Origin of the sequence: Streptomyces brasiliensis, from assembly GCF_014647875.1 — a bacterium.
Lineage (GTDB): Bacteria > Actinomycetota > Actinomycetes > Streptomycetales > Streptomycetaceae > Streptomyces > Streptomyces brasiliensis.
Map to the genome: position 1 here is coordinate 664,912 of NZ_BMQA01000001.1, position 14,559 is coordinate 679,470.

The 14,559-nt window shown below is 70.4% G+C and carries 10 protein-coding genes; 1 reads left to right on the forward strand and 9 read right to left on the reverse strand.

Annotation, left to right across the window (positions count from 1 at the left end):
• Positions 1 to 4: 4 nt before the first annotated feature.
• The 3 genes from IEZ19_RS03105 to IEZ19_RS03115 are packed head-to-tail and all read right to left on the reverse strand — an operon-like array spanning position 5 to position 3,586.
• On the reverse strand, positions 5 to 1,030 hold the full coding sequence (locus IEZ19_RS03105; protein WP_189309377.1) for an ABC transporter permease: 1,026 nt from the start codon (positions 1,028 to 1,030) through the stop codon (positions 5 to 7).
• The gene (locus IEZ19_RS03110; RefSeq protein WP_189309378.1) at positions 1,023 to 2,516 is read right to left on the reverse strand and encodes a sugar ABC transporter ATP-binding protein; all 1,494 of its coding nucleotides are present in this window, start codon (positions 2,514 to 2,516) and stop codon (positions 1,023 to 1,025) included. The genes IEZ19_RS03105 and IEZ19_RS03110 overlap by 8 nt, the downstream gene beginning before the upstream one ends.
• On the reverse strand, positions 2,513 to 3,586 hold the full coding sequence (locus IEZ19_RS03115) for a sugar ABC transporter substrate-binding protein (RefSeq protein ID WP_189309379.1): 1,074 nt from the start codon (positions 3,584 to 3,586) through the stop codon (positions 2,513 to 2,515). The genes IEZ19_RS03110 and IEZ19_RS03115 overlap by 4 nt, the downstream gene beginning before the upstream one ends.
• Before the next feature lie 189 nt (positions 3,587 to 3,775).
• On the opposite strand from IEZ19_RS03115, the gene IEZ19_RS03120 reads away from it, so the two are divergent.
• Positions 3,776 to 4,477 carry a FadR/GntR family transcriptional regulator gene (locus IEZ19_RS03120; RefSeq protein ID WP_189309497.1) on the forward strand — a complete coding sequence of 234 codons (702 nt, stop codon included), beginning with the start codon at positions 3,776 to 3,778 and terminating at the stop codon, positions 4,475 to 4,477.
• 266 nt (positions 4,478 to 4,743) lie between these two features.
• Here IEZ19_RS03120 and IEZ19_RS03125 read toward each other — a convergent pair whose 3' ends face one another.
• The 6 genes from IEZ19_RS03125 to IEZ19_RS03150 all read right to left on the reverse strand — a co-directional run bounded on the left by IEZ19_RS03125 (position 4,744) and on the right by IEZ19_RS03150 (position 14,277).
• On the reverse strand, positions 4,744 to 7,764 hold the full coding sequence (locus IEZ19_RS03125) for an alpha-mannosidase (RefSeq protein WP_189309380.1): 3,021 nt from the start codon (positions 7,762 to 7,764) through the stop codon (positions 4,744 to 4,746).
• Positions 7,765 to 7,794: 30 nt separating this feature from the next.
• Positions 7,795 to 9,843, reverse strand: a complete 2,049-nt coding sequence (locus IEZ19_RS03130) for an endo-beta-N-acetylglucosaminidase (protein WP_189309381.1) — start codon at positions 9,841 to 9,843, stop codon at positions 7,795 to 7,797.
• On the reverse strand, positions 9,840 to 11,096 hold the full coding sequence (locus tag IEZ19_RS03135) for a glycoside hydrolase 5 family protein (protein ID WP_189309382.1): 1,257 nt from the start codon (positions 11,094 to 11,096) through the stop codon (positions 9,840 to 9,842). Before IEZ19_RS03135 ends, IEZ19_RS03130 begins: the two co-directional genes overlap by 4 nt.
• 77 nt (positions 11,097 to 11,173) lie before the next feature.
• Positions 11,174 to 12,085: a carbohydrate ABC transporter permease gene (locus IEZ19_RS03140; RefSeq protein WP_189309383.1), complete on the reverse strand. Its 912-nt coding sequence runs from the start codon at positions 12,083 to 12,085 to the stop codon at positions 11,174 to 11,176.
• Positions 12,082 to 12,978: a carbohydrate ABC transporter permease gene (locus IEZ19_RS03145; protein ID WP_189309384.1), complete on the reverse strand. Its 897-nt coding sequence runs from the start codon at positions 12,976 to 12,978 to the stop codon at positions 12,082 to 12,084. Before IEZ19_RS03145 ends, IEZ19_RS03140 begins: the two co-directional genes overlap by 4 nt.
• Positions 12,979 to 12,984: 6 nt before the next feature.
• The gene (locus IEZ19_RS03150) at positions 12,985 to 14,277 is read right to left on the reverse strand and encodes an ABC transporter substrate-binding protein (protein WP_189309385.1); all 1,293 of its coding nucleotides are present in this window, start codon (positions 14,275 to 14,277) and stop codon (positions 12,985 to 12,987) included.
• Positions 14,278 to 14,559: the final 282 nt, after the last annotated feature.

Consider the following 14,559-nt stretch of genomic DNA (forward strand, 5'->3'; position numbering starts at 1 on the left):
GGGGTCAGTCCTGGGCGCGGCCCGTCGTCACCCGGGCGATCATCAGGGCGACGAGGATGATTCCGCCGTAGATGGCCTGGATCCAGAACGAGGGCACCTGGGCCAGGGTGAGCAGGTTCTGGACGACGCCGAGGAGGAGCACGCCGGTCAGCGCGCCGAACATGGTGCCCTTGCCGCCGTCCAGGCTGATGCCGCCGATCACCGCGGCCGCGAACACCGTGAAGATCATGTTGTTGCCCTGGTTGGCGCTGATCGCGCCGACGTAGCCGGTCTGCATGATCCCGCCGACGGAAGCGAGGACGCCGGCGACGACGAACACGCCGAGCATGACGCGCTCGACGCGGATGCCGGCGGCGCGGGCAGCGTCCGCGTTGCCGCCGATGGCGTACAGGGCGCGGCCGACGCGGTGGTAGCGCAGCAGCAGTCCGGCGACGGCGAAGGCGATCGCCGCGAGCCACACCGACAGAGGGACGGAGAGGAAGGTGGTGGTCGCCAGGGAGTAGAAGCTGTCCGGCATGCCGAAGAGCGTCTTGCCCTTGGTGGCGCCGACCAGAAGACCGCGCAGCACGATCAGCATCGCCAGCGTCACGATGAACGCGTTGAGCTTGAACTTCACGACGAGGATGCCGTTGAAGGCGCCCACCGCCGCGCCGACCAGGAGGATCGCGAGGAGCGCGAGCGGCGCCGGGAACTCGATGCCCCAGCCGGACTGGGCGGACGGCAGCACCAGGAGCGCTCCGACGGCCGGCGCGATACCGACGACCGATTCCAGGGACAGGTCGAACTTACCGGTGATCAGCACCAGCGACTCGGCGAGCACGACCATGGCGAGCGCGGCCGAGGCGCCGAGGATGGAGATCAGATTGCGCTCGGTGAGGAACGAGTCGTTGACCACCGTGCCGAGCACCATCAGCAGCAACAGGGCCGGGACGAGGGCGAGTTCGCGTGCCCTGCGCAGCAGGACCGCCCGGGCGGCACGCCCGTCGGGGGCGGGTACCGGCGTCACCGGCGGAGCCTTGGTGTCAGCCATGGTCCACTCCTTCGATGGAGGCGATCAGCTCGTGGTCGCGCCAGCCGGCGGGGTGCTCGGCGACGACGCGGCCGTGGAAGAGGACGAGGACGCGGTCGCAGTGGCGCAGGTCGTCCAGTTCGTCCGAGACGACGAGTACGGCGGTGCCGTCCTCGCGGGCACTGTCCATGCGGGCCAGCAGGGACTCCTTGGACTTCACGTCGACGCCCGCGGTGGGGTTGATGAGGACGAGCAGCCGGGGGTCGGAGGCGAGGGCGCGGGCCATGACGACCTTCTGCGCGTTGCCGCCGGACAGATCGGAGACGGGCTGTTCGGGGCCCTCGGTGTGGATGTCGAGGCGTTCGATCAGCTCGGCGGCGACACCGCGCCTGCGTTCGGTGCCGACGAAGCCGTAACGGCCGAGCCGGTCCAGGACGCTCATGGTGGTGTTGTCGCCGATGGTCATGCCGGAGACCAGGCCCTGCTCGTGCCGGTCGCGGGGCACCCAGCCGACGCCCGCCTCCAGCGCGGCCCGCACATCGCCGAACGGTAGCCTCCTCCCGTCGAGTTGGGCCGATCCGGCGGTGGGGCGGTGCAGTCCGGCGAGGGTCTCGGCCAGCTCGATCTTGCCGCTGCCGCTGGTTCCGGCGAGTCCGACGGCCTCGCCGCGGCGGACGGTCAGGTCGACCTCCTGGAACGGGGCGGAGGTGAGCCCGTGCACGTCGAGCACGACCGGGGCGTCCGCGCTCGCCGCCGTGGCGCGGGCCGGCCCGTGGCCGGCGGCCGACTCCCCCGCCATGGCCTCCACCAGCGCCGCCCTGGGCAGTTCGGCGACGGGGGCCGTGGTGATCCAGCGGGCGTCACGCAGCACGGTGACGGTCTGGCAGACCTCGTACACCTCCTGGAGGTGGTGCGAGATGAACAGGAAGGTGACGCCGGAGTCCTGCAGCGCCCGCATCCGGCTGAACAGCCGCTCGATCTCCCGGTTGTCGAGCTGGGCGGTCGGCTCGTCGAGGACGATGAACCGGGCGCCGAAGCTCAACGCGCGTGCGATCTCGACCATCTGGCGGTCCTCGACCTTGAGCTCGGCGGTGCGGGCGTCCGGGTCGACATGGACGTCCCAGGTGTCGAGGAGCGCGACGGCCTCGCTGCGCAGTCTGCGCCAGCTGATGAACCCGCGGTGGAGCGGCTGCCGGTTGACGAAGAGGTTCTCGGCGACGGTCAGCTCGGGGACGACCATGGGTTTCTGGTAGACACAGGCGACCGTGCGGCGCCAGGCGTCGCGGTCGGCGAGCGGGGGCGCGGGCCGGCCGTCGAAGTGGACGGTGCCCTCGTCCGGGGCCTGGAGTCCGGTGAGGACATTGACCAGGGTGGACTTGCCCGCGCCGTTGCGGCCGACGAGGGCGTGAGACTCGCCGGGCAGGACGGTGAGGCGGCCGTCGGCGAGGGCGACCGTGGGGCCGTACCGCTTGACGATGCCCTCCGCTTGGACAAGTGGCGTAGTCATCCGACCGTGTTGCCCCACAGCTTGGGGTCGTCGACGTTCTCCTTGGTGACCAGGGGCGCGGGCAGCTGGTCCTCGAGGATGCCGCTGGGCAGTTTGACGATCGTGGAGTCGTGGTCCGTCGGTCCGGGCTGGAACGTCTTCCCCTCCATCGCCGCCTTGATGTAGTACATGCCGTACTTGGCGTAGGCGTCGGCGGGCTGGGAGACGGTGGCGTCGATCTGGCCCTTGCGGATGGCGTCGTACTCCTGCGGGATGCCGTCGTTGGAGACGATGACGATGTGGCCGCTCCGCCCCTCCGTCTTCAGCATGTTCTTGGACTTGAGGGTCTGCAGCGTGGGCGCGAGGTAGACGCCGCCGGCCTGCATGTAGATGCCCTTGATGTCGGGGTTGGCGTTCAGGAGGGTGTCGAGCTTGGAGGCCGCGGTGTCGGACTCCCACTTGGCTGGGATCTCCAGGACCTTGAGCTTCGGGTACTTCTCCTTGACGCAGGAGCGGAACGCCTCCGAGCGGTCACGGCCGTTGACCGAGGCGAGGTCGCCCATGATCTGCACGACCTTGCCGCTGCTGACGTGCTGCCCGAGGTAGTCGCAGGCCTTCTGGCCGTACGCCACGTTGTCGGCGCGGACCACCATGGCGACCTTGCCCTTGTCGGGCGCGACGTCGACGGCGACGACGGGCACGCCCTTGCGCTCCGCCTGATCGAGGCCGGCCTCGATGGCGGCGCTGTCCAGCGGGGCGACGACCAGACCCTTGACGCTCTGGTTCAACTCGTTGTTGATGTCGGTGATCTGCTGCGAGGGGTCGCTGTTGGAGTTGACGGTCTTCAGCGCGTCGACGCCTTCGGACTTCGCCATCTTGGGCACGTAGTCGTTGTACGACTGCCAGAACGGCGAGGTCAGCAACGGCAGGATCACCCCGACCTTGCCGCTGCCACCACCTGAGGCGCTCGCGCCGTCCTTGGTGCTGCCGCAGGCGGCGAGCACGAGCGAGGCACCGACGGCCAGGGCCGCCGCGCCGATGATCCGGGACCGGTTGCGTTTCCTCGGTGTCCGCAGTGTTGCGCCGGGCATCTGGCAGCTCCTCATCGAGCGTGTGCGAGCAGATGTCCGCATACTTATCAGACCACTTGGCGCGTGGAACACCCTCAGGACGCGGATTTTCCGCGAAGAAGGCCGTCATGAAGCCATAGTGGTCCGACCACATCCCGGATTAGACTGCGGCCCACCGGCGGCTGGAGGAGTGGCGTGGACGAGACGGGTGTGGCCGGGACGGCCCCGCAGAAGGGCACCGTGACGCAGCGCGCCATCGAGCGGATCAAGGCGATGATCGGCGAGGGAAGCCTCGAACCGGGCCAGCGGCTGCCGACCGAGCGGGATCTCGCGGCCCAACTGGGTATCTCCCGCAGCTCGATGCGGGAGGCCATCCGCGCACTGACGGTGATGGGGGTGCTGGAGGCGCGGCACGGTTCCGGCATCTACGTCACGGCGCTGGAGGCGGGCGACCTGCTGGAGACCTTCGGGGTGGTCGCCGATCTGTCGCGCGGCCCGCGTCTGGTGGAACTCCTCGAGGTGCGCCGGGTCCTGGAGTCGACGGCGACGGCGCTGGCGGCGGCGCGGATCACGCCGGACCAGCTGGCCGAGGTCGAGCGGCACCTCACGGCGATGAACGCGACGGAGGACCCGGAGGAGATCCTCGCCCACGACCTGGCCTTCCACCGGGAGATCGCGGCCGCAGCGGGCAACGACGCCATGGCCGCCATCCTGGAGGGCCTGTCCTCCCGCACGTTCCGCGCCCGTGTCTGGCGCGGCTACCAGGAGGAGGGCGCCTTCACCCGCACCCGCCGCGAACACGCCGCGATCCACCGGGCGTTGGCGGCCCGCGACCCGGAAGCGGCCCGCGCGGCGGCCGCGGCCCACGTGGGCGAGGTCGAGGAGTGGCTCCGGGCGCAGCTCGGGGGGTAGGAGGCGGCTCGTCCGGCCCGAACGCCTGGCCGGCCCGGCGTCCTTCTCGAAGCGGCGCCCCGTCCGTCAGGGGTCGCCGAGGCCCGCTCGGCGGGCCTGGAGGATCGCGGCGGCGCGGTCCGGGGCCATGAGTTCGGTCCCTGGGGGGCGTGGGGGGGCCGCGGCCCGTCCCGGCGTCCGACCGGACACCGGCGACGAGACGGACCGCGATCCCCTGGTGGGGCCGTGGTCCGTCTCGTCGGCCGTGCTGCCGGGTCCGCCAAGCGCTACGCCCGCCGCAGCCTCAGCGTCACGAGTTCGAACGGGCGCAGGCGTACGGCGATCCGTCCGCCGTCGCGCTCCGGTGCCGCCGTCTCTTCCAGCGGGCGCTCCAGCAGGTCGGTCACGGTGACGTCCGCGACCTCGAAGCCGGCGGTCAGCGTGGCGTGGGCGCGTCCGCCGTGGGCCTCGTGGAAGCGGACGACGACGTCACCGCTGCCGTCGTCGGCGAGCTTCACCGCCGTGACGACCACGGCGTCCTCGTCGACCGTGACCAGCGGTTCGACCGTGTGGGCGCCGGTCAGCCGCCGCTCGGGCAGGTTGATCCGCCAGCCCTCGCGCACCGCGTCCCCGATCGCCGCACCGGGCACCAGGGCGTGCCGGAAGCGGTGGACGCCCTGGTCGGTCTCGGGGTCGGGGAAGCGCGGGGCGCGCAGCAGGGACACCCGGACCGTCGTGGTCGTACCGAGATCGCCGTCGGTGCGGACGGAGCGGGTCACGTCGTGGCCGTACGTCGAGTCGTTGACGATCGCGACCCCGAAGCCGGGCTCCTCCAGGTGGACGAAGCGGTGGTTGCAGGCCTCGAACTTGGCGGCCTCCCAGGAGGTGTTGGTGTGGGTGGGGCGGTGGAAGTGCCCGAACTGGGTCTCGGACGCGTACCGTTCGGCGTGCAGGTCGAGCGGGAAGGCCAGCTTGAGGAACTTCTCCGTCTCGTGCCAGTCGACCTCCGTGTCCAGGACCAGCCGCCGCTCTCCCGGCGCCAGCGACAGCATCTGGGTGACGCGTGACTCCCCGAAGGACCGGACGATCCGCACCGACGCGCCGTCCTCGCCCGCGGTCACCTCGTCGGCGTCCGTGAGGTCGGTGACGGTGTTGCGGTAGAAGGCGTCGACGTCCCAGGCGTCCCACATGTTCGGGAAGTCCGGGTGCAGTTGGAGCAGGTTGGCGGCCCGGCCCGGGGCGATCGTCTCGCGGTCGGCCGCGATGTCGTACGCCGAGACGACGAGTCCGGCGGCGTCGATCTGGATCCGCAGCACGCCGTTGTCCAGGACGTGTCCGCCACCGGGGCGCGGGGCGAGCGTCGTCTCGCCGTCCGTCCGCGGTACGCCGGCCGCGCCCGCGGCGACGCCGGCGCGGGCGTGCGGTGCGGCGTTGAAGACCAGTTCGGAGGTGCCCTCGCCGGCCAGGGCGCGCTGGGCGGCGTCGATGATCCCCGTCAGTTCGGCGGCGAGGCGGTCGTACGTCGCCCGGGCCTCCCGGTGCACCCAGGCGATGGACGAGCCGGGCAGGATGTCGTGGAACTGGTGCAGCAGGACGGTCTTCCAGATGCGGTCCAGCTCCTCGTACGGGTACGGGAATCCGGTGCGGACCGCCGCCGTGGCCGCCCACAGCTCGGCCTCGCGCAGCAGGTGCTCGCTGCGGCGGTTGCCCTGCTTGGTCCTGGCCTGGCTGGTGAGGGTGGCGCGGTGCAGCTCGAGGAACAACTCACCGACCCAGACCGGCGGATGGGCGTACTCGGCCTCTGCCTTCTCGAAGAACTTCTGCGGCGTCTCCCACACGACGGTCGCCGAGCCCTCGAGGTCGCGCAGCCGGGCGGCCTTGGCGATCATCTCGCGGGTGGTGCCGCCGCCTCCGTCGCCCCAGCCGGTGGGCGCGAGGGAGTGGCGGGCATGGCCCTTGTCCTTGAAGTTGCGGACGGCGTGCGCTATTTCGCTGCCGCGCATGGAGCAGTTGTACGTGTCGATCGGCGGGAAGTGCGTGAAGATCCGGGTGCCGTCGATGCCCTCCCACTGGAAGGTGTGATGTGGGAACTTGTTCGTCTGGGACCAGGAGATCTTCTGCGTGAGCAGCCACTTCGAACCGGCCGCCTTGATGATCTGCGGGAGCCCGGCGGCGAAGCCGAAGGTGTCGGGCAGCCACGCCTCCTCGTTCTCGATGCCGAACTCGTCGAGGAAGAACCGCTTGCCGTGCACGAACTGCCGGGCCATCGCCTCCGAGCCCGGCATGTTGGTGTCCGACTCGACCCACATGCCGCCGGCCGGCACGAACCGGCCCTCCGCCACGGCCTTCTTCACCCGCGCCCACACCTCGGGCCGGTGCTCCTTCACCCACGCCCACTGCTGGGCCTGGGACATGGCGAAGACGAAGTCGGGCTCGTCCTCGATGAGGGCGGTCATGTTGGAGGTCGTGCGGGCCACCTTGCGTACGGTCTCGCGCAGCGGCCACAGCCAGGCCGAGTCGATGTGCGCGTGACCGACGGCGCTGATCCGGTGGGCGGAGGGAACGGCGTGGGCGGAGAGCACCTCGGTGAGCTGTGCACGGGCCCTCGCCGCGGTGCCGCCCACGTCCTGCAGGTCGATCGCGTCGAGCGCCCGGTCCACCGCGCGCAGGATCTCCCAGCGGCGCTGCGCGTCGGCGGGCAGCTCGGCCATCAGCTCGCCGAGCACCTCCAGGTCGATCACCAGCTGCCACACGGTCTCGTCGAGGACGGCGAGATCCATGCGGGTGAGGGTGTACTGCGGCTCGCTGCCCGCGGTCTCCTTGTCGCCCAGCTGCGTGGGCCGGAAGGGGTGGTAGTCGAGGATGACGGGGTTGGACGCGGCCTCGACGTGCAGCCGTACCTCCTCGCCGCCCTCGGCAGGCGCGCCGATCCGCACCCACTGGTTGCGCGGGTTGAGACCCTTCACCGGGGTGCCGTCGGGCCGGTAGACCAGGCCTTCGCACTGGAAGCCGGGCATGTTCTCGTCGAAGCCGAGGTCCAGGATCGCCTCGACGGTCCTCCCGGCCCAGGCCTCGGGGACGGTTCCGGTGACCCGGAACCAGCTGGTGCCCCAGGGAGCACCCCACCGGGCGCCCACCTCGATCGGTTCGGGCTCGGCGGCGAGCCCCTCCTCCACCGGCACGGGTTCGCCGGGCGCGTGCCAGACCGCGACCTCGAGGGGCACGGACTCGGGGTACACGGCGGGGCGGATGCGCTCGTCGAGGACGCGCTTGAGACGGGCTTCGACCAGGCTGCGGTCGTCATGCATGCGGGGTGCTCCGTTGCGGGTCGCGGGTGGTTACCAGGTGTGCGTGACGGTCACGGGGGCCGACGCGGTGTAGAGCTCCCCTACCGCGCGCACTTCGAACCGTGCCGTCTTCTCCCCCTGCTCCGGCTGCAGGCCGGCCACGAAGAACGCGCGCTGGCCCGTGCCGCCGAGGAAGCGCCGGGTGCCGTCGGGCAGGAGGCGGTGGAGTTCGTAGTGGCGTACGCCGCCCGGGGCCGCGTTCCAGGCGAAGCGCAGGTCGCCGCCGGTGGCGGCGGTGATCCGTACGTCGCCGGGGGCGGCCGGGGCCGGGGTGTTGTCGTGGACGGCGAGTCCACCGAGACGCCAGCGCACGGGGCCGGAGGTCGCGGTGAGCCGAACGCCGAGTGCGTGGACGGTGCCGGACAGCCCTGTGAGCCGTACGGTCGTGGTCTGCCAGCCGTTGACCGACTTCACACGGGCACCGGCATGCCCACCGCCCCTCGTGTTGACCGAGTTCACAGGCAGATAGGTGTACGGCGGTGTCGCACCGGCGCCGCTCGGTTCGGCGGTGGCGACAGCGAGCTCGACGTTCACAGTGCCAGCGTCGGTCCGATGCGTCAGTTCGACAACCGTGTCACCCGTGATCGGCAGCCGTGTCGCGTACAGGTCGAGCACCACCGGTTGATCGAGTTCACCGTCCACCAGCACGCTGCTGCCGCCCCGCCAGGCGTCGGCGAAGTCGAAGGTGACGGCCGGCCGCGCCCCCGAGGTGCGCACCACCCAGCGCCGGGACGGCAGCCGGTCCTGGAGGCCGAGGTGGTTCCACTGCGCGTCCGAGGCGACCGCCCCGTCCTCGAACCACCGCAGGCCATGCCCGGTGTTGAAGACGCTCGCGAACGGGAGTGCGGAGACCGTCGACCGGTCCGCGACCGACACGGCCGGCGCCCGCCAGGGATCGGCGCCGTCCGGCCGCGACGGATCCAGCGACCGGCCGGTCCAGAACCGGTCGTCGGCCGCGTGGAAGTCGCCGGGGGTGCGGCCCGCGGGCAGGTGGTTGCGGGTCCACTCGGGCCGGTAGAAGCCGACCGAGGTGATGTGCGGCGAGCCGCTCGGCACGATCGCGTCCCAGTTGACGGTGGTGTTCGAGCCGTTGGACTCGACGTCGACCCCGGCCCACAACTCGTAGCGGCTGCGTTCGAGCTCGACGGCCTGAGTCCCCGAGGAGGCGAGGCTGCTCGCGCTCCACCGGAAGTCCACGAACATGTCGTCGGCGGCCTGGAAGAACGCCTGGTTCTGGCTGTCGAGCGCCCCCTGCCAGCTCACCGACCCGTTCACGGTCATCGCGTCGTACCAGGTCACCCGCTGTCCCTGGGCCGCCGCGAGGCTCTTCAGCTCCCGGACGAAGCCCAGCATGTCCGCGCCGAGCGCGCTGTCGCCGCCGCCGGTCTCGGCGTTCACGAACCAGCCGTCGAAGCCGTACGCCGCCGCCACCGCGACGAGCTGTGCGGCGAGCGGCCAGTGCCCGGTGGTGTCCTTCTGGACCAGGTCGCGGGTCCACTGGAGCTGTCCGCCGTAGGCGACGGGCGGCAGGAAGATGTTGCCGAGGACGCGGACGCCGTGCCGGTGGGCCGCGTCCACGATCGGCGCGTTCGGGGCGAGGATCAGGCCCTCCCCGGCCGAGCCGCCCCAGAAGACCAGTTCGTCGATGTAGGCCCAGTGGGTGAGGGCGTAGTAGTCGGCGGTGGCCGAGCCCTGGGAGGGGTTGCTCGAGGTGGGTCCGAAGGACACCAGCGACTGGATGCGGGCCTGGTCCGTGCAGGCGGTCGCGTTGGCCGGGGTGGGGGTGAAACGGGCGGCGAGCGGCACGGTCGAGGCGTTGAGGGCGAGGTCGGCGTCGGTGTCCGCGCGCCAGGCCTTCAGGCTGCGCCAGGTGATGCCGGCGCCCGGGCTGCCGGACGGGAACGAGTCCGGGTACCAGTAGGAGGCGTACGCCGGGGTCGCGGCGGCGGGCTTCTTCCGGCCGGCGGCCGCGGCAGGCAGGGCGGGTGTGAGTGCGGCCGCGGTGGCGGCTATGAGCACGGTGCGTCTAGTGGGGTTCACGAGCGGGTGCCTCCTTGGGGAGTGGGGAGTACCTGGTCGGGAGTGACCACTTCGGTGATGCCGCGTGCGGCGAGGTGTTCCTTGTCGTCCGCGCGCGTGTCGAGGACGGTGGTGGGGCGGGCGCCGTCGGCGGCGAGCCGGAAGTAGGCGTCGAAGACGGGCCCGCCGGGTGCGCACCGGGAGCGGACGGCGGGGTCGGCGGGTACGACGAGTGCGGTGCCGCGGGTCGCGGGGGTGGTACGGCGTCCACGGGCGGCGTCCGCCAGCACGAGCGCGAGGTCCTTGGGCCGCCGGTCGTTGGTCAACAGGCCGAGGCCGTATTCGAGTTCGGGGAAGTCGGCGAGGTCGCGGGAGACGTCGTGGGAGCACCACCAGGTGACGCCCCACAGGTCGGGGCAGTCCAGCGCGTGCGTGACGGTCGCCTCGGTGAAGGCGGCCGCGTGCGCCGGTGGAATCAGGGGTGCGGGGGCGCCGACCTCCTGGAGCCAGACGGGGCGGTGCGGGTCGTCGGCCCAGGCCTTGCTCAGCTCGACGAGGTATGCGGCGTGGTGCTCGCTCGGCACGGAGGTCCGGCCGTGGCGCTGGGCGGTGCCGTTGAACACCCAGGAGTGCACGGCGGTGAGGTCGCCGCGGCGGGCCGAGTGCTCCGGGGTGAAGGGCTGGTCGTCCTGGTACCAGGCGGCGTCGTACGAGGCGTGCAGATGCAGTCGCCCGGGGGCGCCCTCGGCGCAGGCGGTGAGCAGCCGGGTCAGCCACGCGTCCGCCTGAGCGGGGGTGATGCGGTCGGGGTCGGGGTGCGGCCCGGCGGCGAACTGGTTGACCTCGTTGCCGACCGTCATCCCGATGAAGTTGGGCCGGTCGGCGAGCGCGGCGGCGAGGGTGCGCAGATAGCGGGCCTCCCCCTCGACCACGTCCGGGTCGGTGAAGATGTTGCGCCGGTGCCAGGTCCGCGTCCAGGCGGGCAGGAAGTCGAAGCTGCTCAAGTGTCCCTGCAGACCGTCCACGTTGACATCGAGGCCGCGCTCGGCGGCCGCGTCGGCGAGGGTGACGAGCTGCTCGACCGCGCGGGGGCGGATCAGGGCGCGGTTGGGCTGGAAGTAGGGCCACAGCGGGAAGACCCGGATGTGGTCCAGGCCGAGCGCGGCGATCGAGTCGAGGTCGGCGCGTACGGAATCCAGGTCGAAGTCGAGCCAGTGGTGGAACCACCCTTCGCTCGGGGTGTAGTTGACGCCGAAGCGCACGGCAGAAGGCATGGAGTTCCTGGTTCTGTAGTGCGTACGTGGAGGTGCGTGTGCGGGTGGTCCGTCCCTTGACGGTCGCCCGTTGTCGGTCAGCCCTTGACGGCGCCTTCGCCGACCCCGCGGAAGAAGTACCGCTGGAGACAGGCGAACAGGGCGATCAGCGGTGCGACGGCGATGACGGTGCCGGCGGCGACGAGGCGTTCGTCGTTGGCGAAGGTGCCGTGCAGATAGTTGAGTCCGATGGTGAGCGTGAACTTGTCCGGGTCGCTGAGCACGATGAGCGGCCACAGGAAGTCGTCCCAGGCGCCCATGAAGGCGAAGATCGCTACGACGGCGAGGGTTCCCCTGACCGACGGGAGCGCGATCCGATAGAACCGCTGCCAGGAGTTGGCGCCGTCGACGAAGGCCGCGTCCTCGATCTCGTACGGCAGATTGCGGAAGGCGTTGCGCATCAGCAGGACGTTCAACGAGCTGATGGAGGCGGGCAGGAGCACACCGACGAGCGTGTTGTTCAGGCCGAGGTCGCGCATGGTGGTGAACTGGGCGATGACGATGCCCTCCGCCGGCACGAGCATCGCGAGCACGAAGACGAGTGCGGTCACCCCGCGGCCCCGGTAGCGCAGCCGGGCCAGGGCGTACCCGGCGAGGGCCGAGCCGACGCAGTTCGTCACGACGTTGGCGACGGCGACCTTCAGCGAGTTGAGGGCGTAGTCCCAGACCGGGATGGTGTGCGCGACCCGGTCGTAGTTGTGCAGGGTGGGACGGCCGGGCAGGAACTTCGGCGGGGAGCTGAAGATGTCCTCGGTGGGACCCTTGAGCGAGGTGGACAGCTGCCACAGGAACGGGCCGATGGTCAGGGCCAGGACGATGAGCAGCAGCAGGTAGCGCAGGGCCAGTTCCCACACCGGAATACGGCGGCCGTGCTCGTCGGTGATCCGGGGTTGCGGGCGCGGGGCGGGGGCCGGCGTCCGTGCGGGCCGTACCTTCTCGATGACGCTCATGCCTCGTCCCTCCGGTCGGCTCGCAGGACCAGCAGCATCAGGCCGACGGTCACGACGAAGACCACGACCGACAGGGCGGAGGCGTAGCCGACGCGTCCGGTCAGGCCGGTGCCGGTGCGCTGGACCAGCATGACGAGGGTGGTGTCCTCGCCGGCCGGTCCACCGGCCGGTCCCGCCATCAGATACACCTCGGAGAACACCTTGAACGCGCTGACCGAGGCGAGCGCGGCGACCAGGACCATGGTGGAGCGCACGGCGGGCACGGTGACGGTGACGAAGCGGCGCACCGCGCCCGCGCCGTCGACGGCGGCGGCCTCGTGCAGTTCCCGGGGTACGTTCGCCAGCGCGGCCAGGTAAATGATCATGTAGTAGCCGAGGCCCTTCCAGACGGTCACGGCCATGGCGCTCAGCAGGAGCAGCCACTGGTCGCTGAGGAAGCCGACCCGGCCGGCGCCGACGGCCTCCAGCAGGGAGTTGACCAGGCCTCGCTCGTCGAGCAGCCACACCCAGATCAGGCCCACCACGACGATCGAGGCGACGACCGGGGTGTAGAAGGCGGACCGGAAGAAGGTGATGCCGGGGATGTTCTTCTGCACCAGCAGAGCGAGCAGCAGCGGCAGGATCACCAGCGCGGGGACGACACCGAGGACGTAGAGCGTGCTGTTACGCAGCCCGGTCCAGAACATGTCGTCGTGCAGCAGCTCGCGGTAGTTGGCGAGGCCCACGAAGCGGCCCGGGATCAGGGTGCGCCGGTCGGTGAAGGAGTTCACCAGCGTGGAGACGAACGGGTAGAGCACGAAGACACCGGTGACCAGCAGCCCGGGCGCGGCGAACAGCCAGGGGCTGGTGGGCAGTTGGCGCCGCACCCGGGACCGCACCGTGAGATTCGCCATGCCGGATCAGCCCTGCTGCTTCAGGAGCTGGTCGCTGGCCTTGACAGCGTTGTCGAGGGCCGCCTTGGGGCTCTCCTTGCCCTGCAGCGCCTTGGCGACCTCGTTGCGCAGCGCGGTCTTCATCTGCTCGCTGAACAGCACGGGCGTGTAGTTGACCGCGTTCTTCAGGGACTTGGCGGCGGCGATCCGCACGCGGGTCTCGTCGGTGCCGTCCTCCTTGGTGAAGTACGGGTCGTCGAGGGAGCCGGCGGTGCTCGGGAAGATGGCGACCTGCTTGGCGAACGACATCTGGTTCTCCGCGTCCGTCACATAGTGCGCGAAGGCGACCGAGGCGGCGGTGTGCTTGGTGCGGGAGTTGACCATCACGCCCATCACGTACATGTTGACGTGCCCGGTGCTGGTGATCTGGTCGGTGATGCCGATGTTCTTGTACAGGCCCGGCGCGTTCTTCTTGAAGTTGCCGAGGTCGAGGGCGCTGCCGGGGTTCATGGCGACGGCCTGGGTGAGGAACTTCTTGCCGGTGGACTCCGGGGTCGCGGTCAGCGCCTGCGGGTCGAGGGCCTTGGCGTCGTACAACTCCTTGTACTTGGTGAGGAGTTCGACACCCTTGGCGTCGTTGAAGGCGAAGCCGGTGCCCTCCTTGTTCATCAGCTCGGCGCCGTAGCGTCCGAAGTCCTCGATGGTCGGCACGTTGGCCAGCGTGGCGACCTTGCCGTGGCTCTGCTGCGCCATCTGCAGGGCGTCGGTGAAGAGGTCGTCGTAGGTCTTCGGGGGCTGCTCGGGGTCGAGTCCGGCCTTCTTGAACAGGGACTTGTTGTAGAACATCGGCCCGGTGTTCAGGTACCAGGGGAAGGCGTACGTCCCGCTCAGCCCCGGTATCTGATGGCTGGCCCAGGCACCCTCCAGGTACTCGGGCTTGTACTTGGCGGCGGTCTTGTCGAGGTCGAGGGCGAGGCCCGCCTTGGCGAGCGGGGCGACGAGGTCGGGCGAGACGTTGACGACGTCGGGCAGGGTGCCGCCGGCCGCGTCGGCGCTGATCTTGTCGGCGTACCCCTCGGCGGGCTGGTCGATCCACTTCACATGGGTGCCCGGGTACTTCTTCTCGAAGCCGGAGACCAGACCCTCGAAGTACGGCTTGAAGTTGGCGCGCAGGTTCCAGGTCTGGAAGGTGATGTCGCCCTCGATCTTGCCCGAGGCGTCGGTCGAACCGCCCCCGTCGTCCCCCGAACCGCAGGCGCTCAGCGGCAGGAAGAGGGCGGCGGCGGCAACGGCCGCGAAGGTTCTGCGGGAGATGCGCACGATGCGTGGCTCCTTTGCGTGGGGTGGGCCGAGCGGCCCGGCCAGACCATGCCCGCCGTTTGTCGGGCAAGTCAATGGATTCACTCCAGCTAAATTAATTAGTTGCACGAACCCCCAGGTCACAGCCGCATAATCGCAGTATTGCCACGATCGCTAATGCGCTTTAGGATGGCCGAACTCAAGCGCTTTAGTAGATCGTCAGGCAGATCACCTCGACAGATCGTCTCTACGGAATGGGGAGCAGGGGTGTCAGGCAAGCGGTCGCCCGCGCGTCGGCCGACG